This is a genomic window from Novosphingobium sp. B 225 (genome assembly GCF_002198665.1).
Lineage (GTDB): Bacteria > Pseudomonadota > Alphaproteobacteria > Sphingomonadales > Sphingomonadaceae > Novosphingobium.
Map to the genome: position 1 here is coordinate 113,173 of NZ_MWLM01000064.1, position 18,925 is coordinate 132,097.

At 61.3% G+C, this 18,925-nt stretch carries 18 protein-coding genes; 9 read left to right on the forward strand and 9 right to left on the reverse strand.

Annotated features, from left to right (window positions below; translation table 11 throughout):
• Nucleotides 1-22 precede the first annotated feature (22 nt).
• The 8 genes from MNBBLIKP_RS13025 to MNBBLIKP_RS13060 all read right to left on the reverse strand — a co-directional run bounded on the left by MNBBLIKP_RS13025 (nt 23) and on the right by MNBBLIKP_RS13060 (nt 5,532).
• Nucleotides 23-256 carry a BolA family protein gene (locus MNBBLIKP_RS13025; protein WP_088310688.1) on the reverse strand — a complete coding sequence of 78 codons (234 nt, stop codon included), beginning with the start codon at nt 254-256 and terminating at the stop codon, nt 23-25.
• On the reverse strand, nt 256-579 hold the full coding sequence (locus MNBBLIKP_RS13030; protein WP_088310689.1) for a DUF1476 domain-containing protein: 324 nt from the start codon (nt 577-579) through the stop codon (nt 256-258). Before MNBBLIKP_RS13030 ends, MNBBLIKP_RS13025 begins: the two co-directional genes overlap by 1 nt.
• Before the next feature lie 30 nt (nt 580-609).
• Nucleotides 610-1,098: a cytochrome c gene (locus tag MNBBLIKP_RS13035; protein ID WP_088310690.1), complete on the reverse strand. Its 489-nt coding sequence runs from the start codon at nt 1,096-1,098 to the stop codon at nt 610-612.
• A gap of 38 nt (nt 1,099-1,136) precedes the next feature.
• Entirely contained in the window at nt 1,137-2,135 is a 999-nt protein-coding gene (locus MNBBLIKP_RS13040; RefSeq protein ID WP_088310691.1) for an NADPH:quinone oxidoreductase family protein, read from the reverse strand.
• Nucleotides 2,132-2,734 (reverse strand): 3-isopropylmalate dehydratase small subunit, encoded by a 603-nt coding sequence (gene leuD, locus MNBBLIKP_RS13045; RefSeq protein ID WP_088310692.1) that lies wholly within the window; start codon nt 2,732-2,734, stop codon nt 2,132-2,134. Before leuD ends, MNBBLIKP_RS13040 begins: the two co-directional genes overlap by 4 nt.
• Nucleotides 2,734-2,916 carry a hypothetical protein gene (locus MNBBLIKP_RS13050; protein WP_088310693.1) on the reverse strand — a complete coding sequence of 61 codons (183 nt, stop codon included), beginning with the start codon at nt 2,914-2,916 and terminating at the stop codon, nt 2,734-2,736. Before MNBBLIKP_RS13050 ends, leuD begins: the two co-directional genes overlap by 1 nt.
• Nucleotides 2,917-3,566: 650 nt before the next feature.
• Nucleotides 3,567-4,040, reverse strand: coding sequence for a DUF5063 domain-containing protein (locus tag MNBBLIKP_RS13055; RefSeq protein WP_176399771.1), 474 nt, complete (start codon nt 4,038-4,040; stop codon nt 3,567-3,569).
• Between the two features lie 514 nt (nt 4,041-4,554).
• Nucleotides 4,555-5,532, reverse strand: a complete 978-nt coding sequence (locus MNBBLIKP_RS13060) for a quinone oxidoreductase family protein (protein WP_088310695.1) — start codon at nt 5,530-5,532, stop codon at nt 4,555-4,557.
• Between the two features lie 96 nt (nt 5,533-5,628).
• On the opposite strand from MNBBLIKP_RS13060, the gene MNBBLIKP_RS13065 reads away from it, so the two are divergent.
• Nucleotides 5,629-7,515, forward strand: coding sequence for a CocE/NonD family hydrolase (locus MNBBLIKP_RS13065; RefSeq protein WP_088310696.1), 1,887 nt, complete (start codon nt 5,629-5,631; stop codon nt 7,513-7,515).
• A 15-nt stretch (nt 7,516-7,530) separates the two neighbouring features.
• Here MNBBLIKP_RS13065 and MNBBLIKP_RS13070 read toward each other — a convergent pair whose 3' ends face one another.
• Complete coding sequence (locus MNBBLIKP_RS13070) at nt 7,531-8,859, reverse strand: HD-GYP domain-containing protein (RefSeq protein WP_088310697.1); 1,329 nt, start codon at nt 8,857-8,859, stop codon at nt 7,531-7,533.
• 402 nt (nt 8,860-9,261) lie between these two features.
• Here MNBBLIKP_RS13070 and rfbF point away from each other — a divergent pair, with 402 nt between their 5' ends.
• The 8 genes from rfbF to MNBBLIKP_RS13110 all read left to right on the forward strand — a co-directional run bounded on the left by rfbF (nt 9,262) and on the right by MNBBLIKP_RS13110 (nt 18,919).
• A complete protein-coding gene (rfbF, locus tag MNBBLIKP_RS13075; protein WP_441339280.1) occupies nt 9,262-10,059 on the forward strand; it encodes a glucose-1-phosphate cytidylyltransferase in 798 nt (265 codons plus the stop codon).
• The gene (rfbG, locus tag MNBBLIKP_RS13080) at nt 10,050-11,138 is read left to right on the forward strand and encodes a CDP-glucose 4,6-dehydratase (protein ID WP_088310698.1); all 1,089 of its coding nucleotides are present in this window, start codon (nt 10,050-10,052) and stop codon (nt 11,136-11,138) included. Before rfbF ends, rfbG begins: the two co-directional genes overlap by 10 nt.
• Nucleotides 11,135-12,493, forward strand: coding sequence for a lipopolysaccharide biosynthesis protein RfbH (rfbH, locus tag MNBBLIKP_RS13085; RefSeq protein ID WP_088310699.1), 1,359 nt, complete (start codon nt 11,135-11,137; stop codon nt 12,491-12,493). The genes rfbG and rfbH overlap by 4 nt, the downstream gene beginning before the upstream one ends.
• Before the next feature lie 18 nt (nt 12,494-12,511).
• The gene (locus MNBBLIKP_RS13090) at nt 12,512-13,462 is read left to right on the forward strand and encodes an NAD-dependent epimerase/dehydratase family protein (RefSeq protein WP_088310700.1); all 951 of its coding nucleotides are present in this window, start codon (nt 12,512-12,514) and stop codon (nt 13,460-13,462) included.
• 85 nt (nt 13,463-13,547) lie between these two features.
• A complete protein-coding gene (locus MNBBLIKP_RS13095) occupies nt 13,548-14,318 on the forward strand; it encodes an aldolase/citrate lyase family protein (protein WP_217896684.1) in 771 nt (256 codons plus the stop codon).
• A gap of 2 nt (nt 14,319-14,320) precedes the next feature.
• Nucleotides 14,321-16,177 (forward strand): thiamine pyrophosphate-binding protein, encoded by a 1,857-nt coding sequence (locus MNBBLIKP_RS13100; RefSeq protein WP_088310701.1) that lies wholly within the window; start codon nt 14,321-14,323, stop codon nt 16,175-16,177.
• Entirely contained in the window at nt 16,174-16,839 is a 666-nt protein-coding gene (locus MNBBLIKP_RS13105) for an HAD family hydrolase (RefSeq protein WP_176399773.1), read from the forward strand. Before MNBBLIKP_RS13100 ends, MNBBLIKP_RS13105 begins: the two co-directional genes overlap by 4 nt.
• A 154-nt stretch (nt 16,840-16,993) precedes the next feature.
• Nucleotides 16,994-18,919, forward strand: a complete 1,926-nt coding sequence (locus MNBBLIKP_RS13110; protein ID WP_088310703.1) for an SLBB domain-containing protein — start codon at nt 16,994-16,996, stop codon at nt 18,917-18,919.
• Nucleotides 18,920-18,925: the final 6 nt, after the last annotated feature.

Here is an 18,925-nt window from a genome sequence, read left to right on the forward strand (position 1 = left end):
GTCGGGTTAACTCCTCGGTCCCTCAGTTGGGGACGGCGGTGGTCAGTTGCAAGGCATGAAGTTCGCCGCCCATGCGTTCACCGATCGCGGCATAGACCAGCTTGTGCTGGGCCACGCGCGGCTTGCCGGCAAACAGGCTGGACACGACATGCGCGGCCCAATGGTTGTTGTCACCGGCCAGGTCGGTCATCGTCACTTCGGCATCGGGCAGCCCAGCCTTGATCAGGGCCACGATCTCTGCCGCGGGCATTGGCATCAGCCTTCGCCCATCAGCATGCGCTTGGCTTCGATCGCCTTGGCATCCATTGCCGCGCGGATATCGGCTTCGCTGACGGTCTGTCCGGCCGAAACCAGATCGCCCAGCAGCTTGCGGATCACGTCTTCGTCGCCGGCTTCTTCGAAATCGGCCTGAACCACGCTTTTGGCATAGGATTCAGCTTCGACCGCAGACAGGCCCATGCGTTCGGCCGCCCACTGGCCCAGCAGCCGGTTGCGGCGGGCGTGGATACGAAAGTGCATTTCTTCGTCATGCGCGAACTTGGCTTCCTCGGCGCGTTCGCGGTCATTGAAATCGGTCATGTTGGTCCCTTGGCTTGCGTGCTGCGGCGCTCAGCCCGCCGGTTTGGGCGGAGGCGGCGCCTGATAGGAATCGTGGCAGCCCTTACACGCCGCGCCGGTAGAAGCAAGGGCCGAGGCGAAGGCATCCTTGTCTTCCGCAGCGGCGGCGGCGGCGAGCGCCTTGGTCGCCTGGGCCATGGCATCGGCCTTGGCGGCGAAATCGGCTTTGTTGGTCCAAACTTCTGGCCTGGCGCGGCTAGGCTGGCCTTTGGTGCTGTTGGCAAACATGGCCGGCATGGCCACGGCCCATTTAGCCAGACTGTTGGCGGGGAAGGCCAGGCTTTTCAGCGGCATGCCGTTGGCGCTGCCCCCTTTTAGCATGTTGACCGAAGTGGCCGACATGGCCATCGCGGCCTGACGTGCGGCAACCAGTTGGGCCGCGCTGGGCCCGGCGGAGGCAGGGGCGGGGGCCGGTTTGGCCTGCACGGCAATTGCGGTTGCGCCCAGCGCTGCCAGCGCCGCGATCGCCATGATCTTCATACCCGTATCTCCCGTTTGTGCCGCCGGCCTGATGCCGGTCAGGCCATGGTCACCACGACCTTGCCCACAGCCTTGCGGCTGGCAAGCAGCGCGATCGCTTCGCCGCCGCGTTCAAGCGGGAACGTCGCGGATACGCGCGGGTTGATCTTGCCCGCTTTGAGCAGGTCGAACAAGGTCGCGATATGCGCGGCATTGGCCGCCGGTTCACGCGCCACCCAGGCCCCCCAGAACACGCCGCAGACGTCACAGCTTTTCAGCAGGGTCAGGTTGAGCGGCAGCTTGGGGATGCCCGCGGTGAAGCCGACCACGCAGAACCGGCCTTCCCACGCGATTGAGCGCAGCGCGGGTTCGGAATAGTCGCCGCCGATGATGTCATAGACCACATCGGCGCCGTTCGGCCCGCAAGCGGCCTTGAACGCTTCGGCCAGCGCCTTGGATTCGTCCTTGCTGAGCGGGCCCATCGGATAGACCACCACTTCGTCCGCGCCGTGTTCCCGCGCGACCGCGCCCTTTTCTTCACTGGAAACCGCCGCGATCACCCTCGCGCCATAGGCCTTGCCCAGTTCCACCGCCGACAGCCCGACGCCGCCCGCCGCGCCCAGCACCAGCATGGTTTCCCCGGCCTTGAGCTTGCCGCGATCGAGCAGCCCGTGCATGTTGGTGCCATAGGTCATGATCAGCGCTGCGCCGGTTTCAAAGCTGACCCCATCGGGCAGCGACCACAGCCGCGCGGCATCGACCACGATCTCTTCGGCCATGCCGCCGTTACCGGTGCTGGCGATCACCCGGTCACCCACCTTGTACTGGGTTACCCCATCACCCACGGCATCGATGATCCCGCTGGCTTCACCGCCGGGCGAAAAGGGCCGCTGCGGCTTGAACTGGTAAAGGTCCTGAATCATCAGCACGTCAGGGAAGTTGACCGAGCAGGCCTTGACCTTGACCCGCACCTGACCGGGGCCGGGCTGGGGGCTTTCAACCTCGTCCAGGGTCAGCGTTTCCGGGCCGCCTGGGGCGTGGGTGCGAAGGGCTTTCATGCGGCTACTCCCGTTCCATTGGCAAGCCAGGGCAATTCGCCCCGGTTCCTGTTTTCATAGGCGGCGATAGCGTCGCCGCGCGCCAGGGTCAGACCCACTTCGTCAAGGCCGCCCAGCAGGCAGTCCTTGCGGAATGGGTCGATCTCAAACGGAAAGCGGTCCTGGAACGGGGTGGTCACCACCTGATGTTCCAGATCGACCGTAATCGGGTCGGTCCGTGCCACTTCCATCAGCCGGTCAACCGCTTCTTGCGGCAGGACCACCGTGAGGATGCCGTTCTTGAAGGCGTTGCCCGAGAAGATGTCCGAAAAGCTGGGCGCGATCACGGCGGTGATGCCCAGATCGAGCAAGGCCCAGGCGGCATGTTCACGGCTGGACCCGCAGCCGAAATTGTCACCCGCGATCAGGATCGGCGAGCCTTTGAATTCGGCCGAATCGAACAGGTTGTCGGGATCTTCGCGCAGCGTTTCAAACGCGCCCCGGCCCATCCCTTCGCGGGTGATGGTCTTCAGCCACTTGGCCGGAATGATCACATCGGTATCGATGTTCTTGCGGCCGAACGGAATCGCACGGCCTTGCACTTCGCGCAGCGGTTCCATCAATCGGTCTCCGGCGTCCGGCTGGAAGATGGGTCTGGCCTGGCCTTCTTGTCCTTGCGGCGCGAGGCATAGAGCAGCGCGGCGGCCAGCGCGGCCGACCCGATCGCCGCACCCGCCAGCGCGGCCTTGCCGGTCCAGTTGTTCTTGTCGCCCTTGTCGGGCTTGTCAGAAGTGTCGCTCATCCTTTCCCTATGCGGATCACGGGCCGCAGGTTCAAGGGTCCGGTGCGCAAAAAGTGCCGCAGCCCCGTCACCCGCGTGGCGAGCCACGTGTGTCGCTACGCGAGTGACGAAAGAAGGGGCTGGATGAAAAGGCGATGTTGCTTTCAGGCGGCAGCTATCCCCAACCTACCCGCTGAACCGGCCGTTCCGGTCACGACCCGATTGCGGACGTAGGGCAATCAAGACATATTGGCAGCATGATGACCCTGCGGTCGAAAATGCTTGTCTTCACGGTGCCTGCGCTGGTCTTGATCGGCGCATCGTCAAACGCACCCATACGCATTAAGGCCAAGGATTGGGTCTCTCCCCCGTCATCAGAAACCGTCGCGGCGTGTGCGCCAAAGCAAACGGACGTGGATCTAACAGACGGCGTGGGTCTTACATGCAGAGTCAGCAGAGCGGGCTCACTTGTGAAATGCACGGCGACGGGCAAGCCAGCCCAACGTGAATGGGCTCTTTGTCTGTCCCGAGAGCTTAGAGTGAAACGGCATTTAGTCGGAAAGAATGTGGTGATTCCGATACGTCAGGTAGATGCGCCCTCGTAGGCTTTGTCAGCTTTCCACCCCAATCTTACCGTTGCGACTGTGTGCTCACCGCTCCGAAAGCGGACGTCAGCCCCAGTAGAGCAGGTTGTGGAGGTATCGTCTGAGGTTGTGCAAATGGTGGCCCCAATGGTTCTCGTATCCCCAGCGGAATTGCCAAATTGCGTCGTTAACTCGGCGCTGATCTAGAAACCAAAGCACCTCAGCCAGGTCCGATGCAATGTCTGTTAGGTCGTCTAATCCCCATCCTTGCCCGATCTCTTGCTCAAACCCCTCCAACGGGTGCACCTGAGGGTAGAAGCCAAGTTCCGGAAAGGATGAAGCAGCCTGCCCTCCAAACTGTTTCATGTCGGTTCGGGGTGCATCGACGTCTGTTGAGTCAGGTTCGACATCAGAAGTTTGATTGTAGGCCGCGCAAAGGTGATCAAGCGCGGTAGCCAATAGCAATTGGCGTTCTCGAGGGTCAGCAGGAGCAGAGCGCAGCAAGTCGAGATACGCTCGGCACGAGCTTTCGACGTTCGCGATCTGGTCGTTGATGGCCATGCTCGACAATGCCGATGAATCTAGCATGCTGTCGAGAGGCATGTCCGCTTTCCCCAACATTTCGGTCGCAGCGCTGCTTCCATGCGCGCAAGCAAAGCTGACATCTCTGATACCGTCATCCTGAACTTGTTTCAGGATCCATCGTGCCGCCAAGTCCCGCCCTATGGATGGCGCAAGCCGCCGCTTTGCGGCCCTTCCCCTTGGCTTCGGAAGCAGCCGAACCATGGATGCTGAAACAAGTTCAGCATGACGGATCTGCTTTTGACGTTCGGGTATTTGTTGAACGACAGTTCTCCCCAATCATCCTTTGGCAGAGTGCGCCCATCCAACGCCCCCAAAAGCAACCGCGCTTTCGTTAAAAGCGCTGCATATCTGCCAGGTCGCGCGTAGCGCAAGTCCGCTTTTCAAAGCGTAAAATAATGAAATTAAGCCGAAAAGCGTACTAAAAACGAAAACCGCACAATGAACCCTATGCAGCCCAAGCCGCGCCCGGAAATTCAGCCATGCGAAATAGTCACGGCAGCAGCAGCGTCGATCCGGTCGTCAGCCTCGCTTCCAGATCGCGGTGGGCCTGTGCGGCCTGAAGCAAGGGATAGGTTTGCCCGACGCTGACTTTGACCGCGCCCGATGCGATCATCTGCCACAGCTTGGCCGCGCCTGCCGCCGCTTCGGCTGGGTCGCGGTAATAGTCATAGACCCCGGGCCGGGTGACAAACAGCGAGCCGCGGATCTGCAGTTCGCGCAGGCCCACCCCGGTCACCGGGCCGCTGGCATTGCCGAAGCTGGCGATGATCCCGCGCGGACCCACGCAGTCGAGCGAGGTCTGCCAGCTGGCCGCGCCGACCCCGTCATAGCTGGCGCGGACTTTCTTGCCGTCGGTTGCTTCGCGGACCTTGGCGACGAGGTCCGGATCGTCGGAGAGGAACACTTCCTCTGCCCCGCATTCGCGCGCGGTCGCCACTTTGTCTGCGCTGCCGACCGTGCCGATCACGCGCACCCCGCGTGCTTTCAGCCATTGCAGCAGCAATTGCCCGACGCCCCCCGCCGCCGCAGGAACCAGCGCCCATTCGCCCGGCGCGACCGGGGCGCAGCGTTCGGCCAGCATTTCCACGGTCGCGCCTTTTAGCAGCACGGCAGCGGCGGTCTGGCTGTCGATGGTGTCGGGCAGGGGCAGCAAGTCTGCCGCCTTGACCAGCCGCGCGGTGGCATAGGCGCCGGGCGCCCCGCCAAAGCTGGCCGCGCGCATGCCGGGGGTCAGGTGGGTCACCCCTTCGCCCACCGCCTCGATCACGCCGGCCGCTTCAAAGCCGAGCCCGCCGGGGAGCGGCGTGGGATAAAGCCCGGTGCGCAGGTAGGTATCGATGAAGTTCAATCCCACCGCCTCGTGCCGGATCAGCACTTGTCCGGGGCCGGGCGCAGGCAGATCCACCTCGCGCCACTGGATCACTTCGGGGCCGCCGGTCTGCTCGAAATAGGCCTGGGTCGCGCGCATGGTGTTCTCCTTGTTGTTCGCAGAATAGCGGTGCGCCCCGCCTTCTCAAGCGCAACAAAGCTGCTAGCCTTGGAAATATCCCTTTCAGGAGCCCCTATGCGTAAACTGACCGCCGCCCTGCTGATCGCTGCCGCCCTGCCATTGATGGGCCAGACTGCACCCGCCCCGCTCGATCCGATGGCGAGCGACAAGGCTGCCAGCTATGACTGGGTGCGCCCGCAGGCCGATTACATCCGCCGTGAAGTGATGGTGCCGATGCGCGACGGGACCAAGCTGTTCACGGTGATCGTGATGCGCAAGGGCACCATGGGCGGGCCGATGCTGCTCAGCCGCACGCCCTATAACGCCACTGCCGCAACCAGCCGCAATCGCAGCCAGGCGATTGAAGAGATCCTGCCGGTGATGGACGCGCCGTTCGTCAATGATGGCTATATCCGCGTCTATCAGGACATTCGCGGCATGCATAAGTCCAAGGGGGACTATGTCATGACCCGGCCTTTGCGCGGGCCGCTCAACCAGACCAAGGTCGATCACGCCACCGATGCTTATGACACGATCGACTGGCTGGTGAAGAACGTGCCGGAGAGCAATGGGCGGGTGGCGACGATCGGATCATCCTATCTGGGCTTTACCACCCTGATGAGCCTGATCGATCCGCATCCGGCGCTGAAGGCCGCCGTGCCGCAATCACCGATGGTCGATGGCTGGATGGGGGATGACTGGTTCCACAACGGCGCGTTCCGCACCTTTGGCTTTGATTTCGCGCTGGGCCAGATGGTGGAAAAGGGCGGCGGATCGGTGCCGATGGGCACGGGGGATGAATATGTCAGCTACCTGAAAGCCGGATCGAGCGCGGGCTATGCGCGGCGCTGGGGGATCGAGAACCTGCCGGTGGTGCGCAAGATGATGGAGCACCCGGCCTATGACGAATACTGGCAGGAACAGGCCGTCGACAAGTTGCTGGCCAAGCGCAAGCTGACCGTGCCGACGCTGGTGATGCTGGGGCAGTGGGACCAGGAGGACTCTTACGGCGCGCCTGCCGTGTTCAAGGCGGTCAAGGCCGCGCAGCCTGACGCGCCGATCATGCTCGGGATCGGGCCGTGGCGGCATTCGGGCGCGAACTATGAAGGATCGGTGCTTGGGCCGCTGAAGTTCGAAGGCGATACGGCGCTGCAATTCCGTCTGAACTGGATCAAGCCGTTCATCGATTGCCGCGTGAAGTCCGATGCGAAACCGTGCGCGCCGATGCCTGCGGCGGTTACTTATGCGACCGGTTCAAACCGGTGGGAAGTTGATGCCAAGTGGCCGGCCGGTAGCGAGCAGCCGCTCTATCTGACCGACCAGTTCGGCCTGTCCTTTACCCGCCCGGCCCAGGCAGGCGCGGATGACTATGTGTCCGATCCGGCCAAGCCGGTGCCGTTCCTGCCGCGCCCGATCCGGATGGACGGGGACCAGTGGCGGACCTGGCTGGTGCAGGACCAGCGCTTTACCGATGGGCGGCCGGACGTGCTGAGCTATGTCACCCCGGTGCTCGACAAGCCGGTCCATATCAAGGGTGCGCCGCGGGTCGATCTGCACGCATCGACCAGCGGGCAGGACAGTGACTGGGTGGTCAAACTGATCGACGTCGGCCCGGAAGAAAACAGCGCAAACCCAGCCATGGCCGGTTTCCAGCTGGGGGTGGGGATCGAGATATTCCGGGGCCGCTATGTCCACGGCTTCAACAAGCCGATGCCGCTCAGCCCGGGCCAGACATACCGGTTTGGCTGGTCGCTGCCGCATGTGAACCATGTGTTCCAGCCCGGCCACCGGATCATGGTGCAGGTGCAGTCCAGCCTTTACCCGCTCTATGATCGCAACCCGCAGACCTGGGTGCCGTCGATCTTTGACGCGCCCGCATCTGCCTACAAGAAAGCGACCCAGACCGTGCGCTGGGGCGGGAGCGATGCGAGTGCGGTATGGCTGCCGGTGGTGGCGGATTGAAGGGAAGGCTGCGCCTTACCCCGCAGCCTTGCTCGCCGCGGTGAACAGCCGCAGGCGCAGCTTGGCAAAGTCGCGGATGCCATAGGCTTCCGGATCGGCCAGGCCGGAAATGCTGTCGCGCCCGAAGCAGTGCGCCAGCTGGATGTCCTCGGGCTGGATCATCTTGCGAAGGGCGATCGAAAAGAACGTCCGTACGCGCGGCTGGCGGTGATCGGCAGGGTCCTGATCGACCACCAGCGCCAGCCGGTCCGATGCGAGCCGCACCACCGATCCGATCGGATAGGCGCCAACCGCTTCGACAAAGGCCGCCAGGATCGCCGGATCGAATTTGCCGTGCATTTCGGACAGTTCGACCACCGCGGTGGCCGGGTCCAGCCCGCGCTTGCGGCTGGAATCGGTGACCAGCATGTCATAAGTGTCGCAGATCGCCGCCATGCGCGAGAGGACGGAGATGTCCTCACCCTTGATTCCGTGCGGATAGCCACTGCCGTCCATCCGCTCGTGGTGCTGCAGCGCGACCAGCGCCACATCATCCGGAATGCCGCCGCCCATCTTGAGGTAGTCATAGCCCAGCGTGGTATGGTTCAGCAGCAACGCATCACCAAATTCGCGGTAGTCGCCGTTGCATTCCTCCAGATTGAGCGGGAGGTGGCCGATCCCCACATCAAGCAACAGCCCCGCCATCCCGGCATTGCGGATCATCGCCGGCCCCAGCTTCATCGCCTTGCCCAGCGAAATCATCAGGGCGCTGACCGCCAGCGAGTGCTGGTAGATGAACTGGTTGTCGCGCTTGCATCGCATCAGGCCGTTGAAGGCATGGGGGTTGCGCTGCACCGATGCGAAGATATCTGAAATGACTGGCTCGACTTCGCTGGCGTCCACCGCCTTGCCCAGGCGGCTGCTCAGGAACACCTTGCTGACCAGCTTCTCACCGCGTTTGGCCACTGACTGCGCCATGCCGAATTCGCGGGCCATGCCGGTGCGCGCGGTCGAAGCGAAATCGGGTTTGTCTTCTTGATTGACCAGTTGCCGACGGCGCGGCGCAGGGCCCTGGGTTGGGGGACTGAAGACGCGCCGGACCGGAGCCTGCCCGGCCTCGCCCGAATGGCGCGGTGCAACGTCACGGCCTTTGGAAACGTCGATCACCACGGCATCGATTTCGCTGTCACGCAGATCGGTCAGGGTTTCGCTGTCTTCCAGCAGAAACCGCGATTTCCAGAACGGATGCTTCAGCCAGCTGCCTTCCAGCTTGTGCACGAACATGCCAAGTTCAACCTGGGAGGGAGCGATCTTTTTCAACATGTTGCGCCTGCTAACCCTGTTTGTTTGCCGTCCAGCGGGCATAGGGCTGGCGGCCTGCGATCGGGTAAGCGCTGGCTAGGGGTAAATACGCATGCAACCGGGATGGCCAGCCTTGGCAGGCCAAAGCGGACCAGACTTGACCAACCGAGGTCAGGTTGGACCGGGCGACAGCACCGGCGGTGCAACCACTGAACCGATCATGCCGGATTCGGCAGTTCAAGGCGCCTTTGTTGCGTTGCAGCTAATGTTCGCCAGTTGAACGCTAACATTCGTTATTTACCAACGGTTTTGTTCATTGCTATTTGCAACCGGTCCAAACCTGCGAGGTTTCTGGTTTCGCGCAACTTGACTTGCGGGGAGTGCCCCCATAGAGCCGATCAGGCGCTGGTTCAGGAATCGTTGTTGAAATATTTCTGTCAATTCTGAAGCTTGCGTTTTCCCTGTATGTTTGACGGCGTCGAGAAGGTCTCAATGAAAGCTGTTATCTTAGCTGGCGGTCTTGGCACGAGATTGGGTGAGGAGACTTCGGTCCGCCCCAAACCGATGGTAGAAATTGGCGGAAAACCAATTCTCTGGCATATCATGAAAATATATTCCGGGCACGGGATCAAGGACTTTGTGATTTGCCTGGGATACAAGGGGTACCTCATTAAAGAGTACTTCGCCAATTACTTCCTGCACACCGCGGACGTGACGATCGACCTCGACCGGAATTCGATGGAAGTCCATCGGAACTGGAACGAAGGGTGGCGGATCACGCTGGTGGAAACCGGCGATGAAACGATGACCGGCGGACGGCTTAAGGCGGTGCGTCAATACCTGGATGAAGGTGAGCCGTTCTGCTTCACCTATGGCGACGGGCTTGCCGATATTGACATCGGCGCACTGGTTGCCTTCCACAAGGACCACGGGCGCAAGGCAACCGTTACTGCCGTTGCCCCTCCGGGCCGGTTTGGCGCGCTCGAATTCGAAGGCGACCGGATTGCTGGATTTCGTGAGAAGCCGGCCGGCGATGGCGGCCTGATCAACGGCGGTTTCTTTGTCGCCGATCCTTCCGTTTTGGACGATTACGTCGCAGGCCCTTCCACGATCTGGGAGCGCGAGCCGATGGAACGGCTGGCGGTTGATGGTGAACTGCACGGGTATCACCACAAGGGCTTCTGGCAGCCGATGGATACCCTGCGTGACAAGATCTACCTGGAAGAACTCTGGGAAAAGGGTGCGCCCTGGAAATGCTGGTAAATCCCGGACATTGGGCCGGCCGTCGCGTTCTGGTTACCGGGCACACCGGTTTCAAGGGTGCATGGCTGTCACTCTGGCTGCGCGAGATGGGGGCCGAAGTGGCCGGTCTTGCGCTCGCGCCAGAAGAACCGAGCCTGTTTTCGCAGATCGGGCTTGATGGCCTGATCGATCATGTTGAGGGCGACATCCGCGACGCCGATCTGGTCGACCAGGTTGTGGCGCGGGTCCGCCCGCAGACTGTATTCCACCTGGCGGCACAGCCGCTGGTGCGCCTGTCTTATGATCAGCCGCGCGAAACCTTTGCAACCAACGTGCTGGGCACGGCCCACGTGCTTGACGCTTGCCGCCGGGTCGAAGGCCTGGAAGCGATCGTCGCGGTGACCAGCGACAAGTGCTATGAAAATCGCGAATGGGTCTGGCCTTATCGCGAAAGCGATCCGATGGGTGGCCATGATCCCTACAGCGCGAGCAAGGGCGCAGCGGAGCTGGTGATTTCGTCCTACCGCAATTCCTTCTTCCACGCGGGCGAGGGGCCGCTGCTGGCGTCGGTGCGGGCAGGCAATGTGATCGGCGGCGGGGATTGGGCCAAGGACCGGCTGGTGCCGGACATTGTCCGCGCGATCATCGATGACCGCAGCGTGTATATCCGTTCACCCGGATCCGTGCGGCCGTGGCAGCATGTGCTTGAGGCCCTGGGCGGCTATCTGCTGATCGCACAGCATCTGGCCGCCGGTCACGACTGGGCGGCATCGGCCTGGAATTTCGGCCCGGCGGCGCAGGATACGCGTCCGGTGGGCTGGATTGTTGACAAGATGATCGAGCGTTGGGGGCGCGGTTCATTCGAACTCGACACGGCCCCGCAGCCGCATGAAGCGAACTTGCTCATGCTCGATTGTTCCAAGGCCCGGGCACAGCTTGGCTGGCGCCCGGCATTCGATCTGCGGCAAACCATTGACTGGATTGTCGACTGGCACAGCCAGGTCGCTCAGGGCGGCGATGCGCTGGCCATCACTCGCGGGCAACTGCAAACCTACAAGACGCTGCTTGATGCGGCCCTGACTGAAAGCGACCCCTCATGAACCGTGCTGCCGCGGGAATCCCCGCTGAACTCTCGCAACTTTCTGAAGGTGAATTCCGCCGTCTGATCGTCGATCTGGTCGGTGACTATGCCAAGCTGCATCATGCCAAGCGTGACTTCATTCCTGGTGAAAGCCCCGTGCCGGTTTCCGGCAAGGTCTATGGCGAAAAGGAAATGCAGCTGCTTGCAGAAAGCTGCCTCGATTTCTGGCTGACAACCGGGCGTTTCAACGCAGAGTTCGAACAGCGGCTGGCCAAGCGGATTGGCGTGAAGCATGCCATCACCGTCAATTCGGGTTCATCGGCCAACCTGATCGCGTTCTCGACGCTGACCAGCCATTATCTGCGCGGGGATGCGCTGAAGCCGGGTGACGAAATGATCACCGTCGCCACCGGCTTCCCGACCACGGTTAATCCTGCGTTACAGTATGGAATCGTACCGGTTTTCGTCGATGTTGATATTCCAACCTACAATATCAGGCCCGAAATGATCGAGGCAGCGGTTACAGACCGGACCCGCTTGATCATGGTCGCGCACACGCTGGGCAATCCGTTTGACCTGGCGGAAGTGATGCGCGTGGCCAAGAAGTATGACCTGATGGTGGTCGAAGATTGCTGCGATGCCCTCGGCGCGAAGTATGATGGCCACAATGTCGGCACCTTCGGGGATATGGGGACGCTGAGCTTCTATCCGGCGCATCATATCACGATGGGTGAAGGCGGGGCAGTGTTCACCGACAAGCCGCGGCTCAAGCGCGTGATGGAATCGATGCGCGATTGGGGCCGTGATTGCTGGTGCGCACCGGGTGAAGACAATACCTGCGGCAAGCGCTTCTGCCGCAAGCTTGGCTCGCTGCCTTATGGCTATGACCACAAGTACACCTACAGCCACCTTGGCTACAATCTGAAGATCACCGACATGCAGGCTGCGGTCGGGCTGGGGCAGCTGGACCGGCTGGAAGATTTCATTGCCGCCCGCGCGCGCAACTTTGCCGGCCTGACTGAGCTGCTGCGCCCGCTGGAAGACGTGTTCATCCTGCCGCAGGCAACGCCCAATAGCGAACCTTCGTGGTTCGGCTATCCCATCACGATCAGGCCGGAAAGCGGCATCAATCGTGAGGAACTGCTTGAGCACCTCAACGACAAGAAGATCGGTACGCGCTTGCTGTTCGGCGGCAACCTGCTGCGCCAACCCTATATGAAGGGTCGGAACTACAAGGTTGTTGGCGATCTGCCCAATGCGGATCTGACCACGACCCACACCTTCTGGATCGGCCTGTTCCCCGGACTTGGCGAAAGCCATCTGGCCTATATGGCTGAAACCATCGCCGCATTCGTTGCGGGCAAGAAGGGCTAAGGGCCGGGTTCCTGCGTCATGCCTGAAACGACTTTCTCTCCCAAACCGATCGTCATCACGGGTCCTACCGGGTGGATCGGGCGGGCGCTGCTGGCGCAGTTGCACCGCAAGGGTGATCGGGATGCGCTTGCGCCCGGTCAGGAAGTCCGGCTGTTTGGATCGAGCGATGGTTCCATTGCGATCGGTGACGGGGTTACTCTGCCGATCCGGAACCTCGCGACGATTTCGGCGGAAGATGTAGCAGACGCCCATGTCATCCACCTTGCCTACCTGACGAAAGACAAGGTTGCGGTTGTGGGTGAAGAGGAATTTCACCGGATCAATCGCGGGATCGACGATGCCGTGCTCGACGCGATTTCCGGCTGTGCGCCGGCCAGTCTGTTCGTTGCGTCATCGGGCGCGGCAAGCCTGGCTGAAGCCGGGCTCGACAAACATCCCTATGGCCTGGCCAAACTGGAGCAGGAAGCCCGCTTTCTTGCCTGGGCGGAAAAATTCGGTGTGCCAGCCTTGTGCGGCCGGATTTTCAACATTGCCGGACCGCATATCAACAAGCTTGAAGCCTATGCTGTTTCAGCGTTTGCGCTCCAGGCGCTGGGACAGGGCCACATTGCCATCAAGGCCACGCAGCCGGTGTTCCGCAGCTTTCTGCACGTTGAGGACTTGTCCAGGATCATCTTGCGCGCCGCGCGCCACGGACTGGGTGAGCCCGGTCCAATTGATCTGTGCGGAGCGCAAGTCGTGGAAATGAGCGGCATTGCGCAAGTGGTGTCAGAAGAGGTGGGTGGTTCGATAACTGTCGAGCGGCCGCCAATCGACTACTCAAGTCGTTCAGATTACTTGGGTATTGCGCAGGAGACTTGCATCATTTGCATGAAGTTGGCAGTTAGCCCAACCGGCATGCGACAACAGATACGGGACACAGTTGAGTGGATTCGCGAGTTGGAAGGCGCTTCTGTGACCCGGAATTAAGCCCAGAAATGGCAATTTGGAGTGCGGGGGGGGCCAAGGCTAGCCCTTGCAAGAGGAGAACAAGTTGAACACTTACGAAAAACAGATGCTTGAAATCCTTAAGCGTGCCGGTGCCAACTATGGCGTTGTTGCGGTAAAGGCTGAGTTCGAAGCAGAGGGAACCCGCGTAGACGAATTGCTGCGCTTGCTTGAAATCGCCCATCGGGCGGACCTGAAGGTCGCGATCAAGATCGGCGGCTGCGAAGCGATCCGTGACCTGATCGAATGCCGCCAGTATGGTGCCAATTACATCATCGCACCGATGGTGGAAACGCCCTACGCGCTGTCGAAGTTCATTGCCGGGAAGGACAAGTTCTATCCGGCTGATGAAAAGGAAGACACGGATTTCCTCTTCAATGTGGAAACGCGCGGCACCTATGACCAGATTCAGGAGCTTGGCGAACTGGCGGCCAAGGGGCAGACCGGGATGGTTTTCGGCCGTGTCGATTTCGCCGGCTCGATGGGCCATTCGCGGGATTTCGTGAATTCCGATGAAATGGTCGGATATGTCTGCGGCGTTGCCGAAGTGGCCAAGAAGCACAATCTTGATCTGGTCGTCGGTGGCGGGGTCAGCCCGGATTCGATCGATCCGCTCCGCCGGGTGCGGGCGATCCGGCTTGATCGCTTTGAAACGCGCAAGGTCATTTTCGATGCTGCCGTTCTCGACGGTGAAGAAGCGCGCCAGGGCATGGAACTCGCGATTGAGTTCGAGCTGCTGTGGCTCAAGAACAAGCGCGATTACTATCGCACCATTGCCGCTGAAGACGAAGCGCGCATTGCGATGATGGAAGCCCGTCAGAACGCCAAGGCTTCCTAAGCATGGCCAAGGTTCGGGTTGCCGACGTGATCGCCAGCATCCTCGCCCAGCATGGAGTCACTGAGTGCTTCATGCTTACGGGCGGGGGGGCAATGCACCTTAATGACGCGTTCGGGCGGCAGAAAGACCTGCGCAAGGTCTTTACCCATCACGAACAAAGCGCTGCCATCGCTGCGGAAAGCTATGGGCGTCTGTCGGGGCGCCCTGCGGTGGTCAACGTCACAACCGGACCTGGCGGTGTCAATGCCCTGAACGGCGTTTACGGCGCCTATGTCGATTCCATTCCGATGGTGGTGGTTTCCGGCCAGGTCAAGCGTGAGACTTGCGCGTTCAATTTTGACGTGCCGCTGCGGCAGCTGGGCGATCAGGAAGTGGACATTGTCCCGATGGTTCGCGGGATCACCAAATATGCGGTGGTGCTGGATAACCCGGCCGATGTCCGCAAGGTGACTGAAAAGGCGATCCACCTTGCCCGGCGCGGTCGCCCGGGTCCGGTGTGGATCGATGTGCCGATCGATGTTCAGGCGGCTCCGGTCGATCCCGATCTGCTTGAAGCCTATGACCCCGCGCAAGATGACGGGCATGGCGAAGTGCCGAACACAGCGGCTGAACTGGGCACCTTGACCGGCACTGCCCTGCGCGATGAAGTAACCGCCATGCTGGCGGAGCTCTGCGCTGCGGAGCGGCCTGTGGTGCTGTCTGGATCCGGCATTCGCCTGTCCGGCATGCACGCCGAGTTCCTCGCGTTCGTCGAGCGTCTGGGAGTTCCGGTGGTGACGGGGTGGAATGCCCACGACGTCATGGAAAACGAGCATCCGCTGTTCGTCGGGCGGCCTGGCTCGGTTGGCGATCGTGGTGGCAATTTCGCGGTCCAGTCGGCCGACTATGTGCTGGTCCTGGGTTGCCGCTGCAACATTCGCCAGGTGAGCTACAACTGGCAGAGCTTTGCGCGCAACGCCAAGGTGGCGATGGTCGATGTCGATCGCGCCGAGCTGGAAAAGCCGACCCTGTCCTTGCACAGGCCGATCCATGCTGACCTGCGCGACTTCTTTGCGACCGCAGCAGAGCTCGATCTTCCTGCCACCGATCGCCCTGACCACCGCGCCGCCTATCTGGCGCGGAGCCGGGAGCGGTGTGCGCAGTATCCGGTGGTCTTGCCGGAATATGCCTCGGAAACCGGGCCGATCAATCCCTATGTCTTCGCGCAGCTTCTGTTCAACGAACTGGAAGAGGGCGAAATCATCGTGACCGGCGATGGCACGGCCTGTGTCACCGTGTTCCAGGCGGCCGGAATCAAGCGTGGTCAGCGCCTTTACACCAATTCGGGCTGCGCTTCGATGGGCTATGACTTGCCCGCAGCGATCGGGGCCTGGTTTGCTGCCGACGTAAAGCGCATCATCTGTCTGGCCGGCGACGGCAGCATCATGATGAACCTGCAGGAATTGCAGACCATCGCTGGTCTTGGGCTGCCGGTTAAGATCTTTGTGCTCAACAATGACGGCTATCATTCGATCCGGCAGGCGCAGCAGAACCACTTTGCTGATAATATCGTCGGGTGCGGGCCGGACAGCGGGCTGACTTTCCCTGAATTCACGCGCCTGGCGGGCGGGTTCGGGATCCCTTCTTCGCAGGTGGGCCGCGATGCCGATCTGCCCGGCGCGGTGCGGGCGGCCCTGGCGGGCGATGGCCCCCACCTGTGCGAAGTGATGATCGACAAGCAGCAACAGTTCGCGCCCAAGCTGTCATCGCGGAGGCTTGAGGACGGTTCGATGGTTTCGTCGCCGCTCGAAGACCTCATCCCGTTCCTGTCCGATGAGGAACTGGAAGCGGCTTTGGCACCCTGCGGTACCTTGCGGTGAGCAAGGCGATCATCTTCGATCTGGACGGGACGCTGGTTGACAGCTGCGCGATCTGTATCACGATCCTTGAAGGCATGCTCAGGGATCGCGGTGTATCGCTCTCGATCGATCCCGATGTTGCCCGTCCGTTGATGAGCCGCGGTGGCGAACTGATGGTCGCAACCTTGCTTGGCGACCATTGCGGCAATCCGGCACAGGAGCTGGCCGAATTCCGGGCCCGCTACACCCAGATCATGACGCCGGACTCCTCGCTGTTCGATGGGGTGTTCGATGGGTTGGCAAAGTTGCGGGACTGCGGCTTCACCATGGCGATCTGCTCGAACAAGCCGCAAGCGCTCTGTGAAAAGGTCCTTGCGGACACCGGCTTGGCTGATCATTTTTCGGTCGTCGTGGGCGGAATGGCCCCGCTCAACCCCAAACCGGCACCAGACTTGCTCGAAAAGACCCTGGCTGACCTGGGCATTGCGGTAACTGACTGCATCTTTGTCGGGGACAGCGAACTGGACCACGCCGTGGCGGAACAGGCGGGGATGCCGTTCCATTTCATGACCTATGGTTATGCCGAAGCCGGTTGGGAGCCGACCATCGGCCTGGCGCATGACCATTTCGATCAATTGGTCCAGGAACTTGCGCAGATCAGGCTGGCCGCAGAAATGGCCTGATCACCGGTTGCTGTGGTTTGCGAAGCTGCGCGGCGATTTGGTTTCCTTTCACCATGCCGTGCGGTAAGGTGGCTTCAACAACAGTCAGGAAACCGTGAGACGATCGGCAATTGACGGCTCGCAAAACACTGAATTCGTTATGGGAATGATCTAGATGTCCACGTACAAGCTGTTCGGTCGCGCAGCTCTGTCCCTATGCGGCGCCTGCCTTCTGGCAACGGGGATCATCGCCAATAACGCCGCTTTCGCTCAGTCCATCCCCAGCGGGTCGCCGGTGCCATTGCCGACCGGGGCGACTGACGGCGAAGCAACGTCGCGCGATACCGAAAACGCCAGTGATATCAGTCCTGTCGCCTCCAGCGTGTTTCAGCCCACCGCGCTTGGCCCCAATGGCGGAGACAAGCAGCCTCCGATTGAGGAGCGGGCCAGGGATCAGGACAATGTACTGAGCCGCAAGTTGCTGCTGCGCGACCCGCCAAAGCCTGGTGAGTTCGAAAACTTCGTCAATGGTGTGGCCGATCATCCGGTGCCGCGTTACGGAACCGATTTGCTGCTACCTGCCAGTCGCGACTTCGCTGTCCCCGCAACTGCAACCGTGCCCCCAGAGTATCGGCTCAATGTCGGGGATACCGTGATCCTGTATCTGACAGGCTCCGTTGGCGGGACGGTTGAGCGTGAGATTGATTCGAATGGGAACATTTTCCTTCCCAGCGTTGGGTCGATCCGCCTGGCCGGGGTGCTGTATCGCGATCTGCGGACCAAGGTGATCGGTGCGATCGGGCGCGAATACCGTTATTTCGATGTCAGCGTGGCGATCAAATCTCTGCGCGGAATTCGGGTCTACGTTACCGGATTTGCGAACAATCCCGGGGCGTTCAACGTTGGCAGTCTGTCAACCTTGGTCAACGCGGTCATGCAGGCCGGGGGACCCTCTGCTGGCGGCAGCTTCCGGTCGGTAAAGCTGTATCGCAATGGCCGTGAGGTTGCGGATTTCGATCTGTACAAGTTGTTGCGCGGCGGCAGCCGGGTGGGGGATGAAGTTTTGCACAACGAAGACGTGCTGTTCATCCCCGCCGCCGGTGAGCAGGTTGCCGTGCTGGGCAGCGTGCAGGATGAAGCAATCTATGAATTGAAACCCGGAGAAACTTTAGCCCAGGCTCTGGCCCTGGCCGGTGGTCCCAACGTGCTCGGCGATCCGGATCGCACAATGCTGTATCGGACAAGTGATCTGAACGGCCGCGGTCCTATCGAGGTTCCCCGCGCCGAAGCGTCCAGCTATGTGGCCAAAGGTGGCGATATTCTTCATATTCTCTCGCGCGGAAGTCTGGTTCAACCGGTCGTGCGGCAATCGGTTCTGGTGCGCGTAGAAGGTGAAGTGAACCGCCCCGGAAATTACTACGTTGGTCCCAACACGCCGCTCAGCACCGTTCTGGATATGGCGGGCGGGGTTACGGAGCGGGGCTATGTGTTCGGTTCCAGGCTCGTACGCCAGTCGGTCCGCGAACAGCAGCGTGCCAGTTTTGGGGAAGCGGTTGAGCAACTGGAATTCTCGCTCGCTTCGGCGCCGCTGGCGACCAGCAATTCGGTAAGTGACAGCCGCATCGCCGCGGAAATGGCCAGCGCGAAGGAAGTCCTGGCGCTGCTGCGCAAGCGGGAACCGGACGGCCGGGTGGTCATGAAGATGGAACCCGGCGCTGCAACACTTCCCGGCGACCTTCTGCTTGAACGCAATGATCACCTGATCGTGCCGACACGTCCGACAACAGTGGGTGTGTTCGGCGCTGTTTTCCGGCCCGGATCGTTCCTGATCGACGGCCAGCCAATGCTGCTGAAGGATTACATCGGTCGCGCTGGCGGACTGCAGAACGTGGGCGATTCAAAGCGGATCTTCGTGGTTCGGGCCAACGGCGATGTGGTGACCCGCAAGGGTGGTTTGATGAAAACCAGAGCCCTGCCTGGCGATGTTGTCTTTGTACCACTTCGCACAACGAAGTCCGACATCTGGCAGCGCATTCGCGATATCACTTCGGTGATCTTCCAACTGGGGGTCACGGCAGCGGCCGTGAATTCAATCAATTGACCCCGC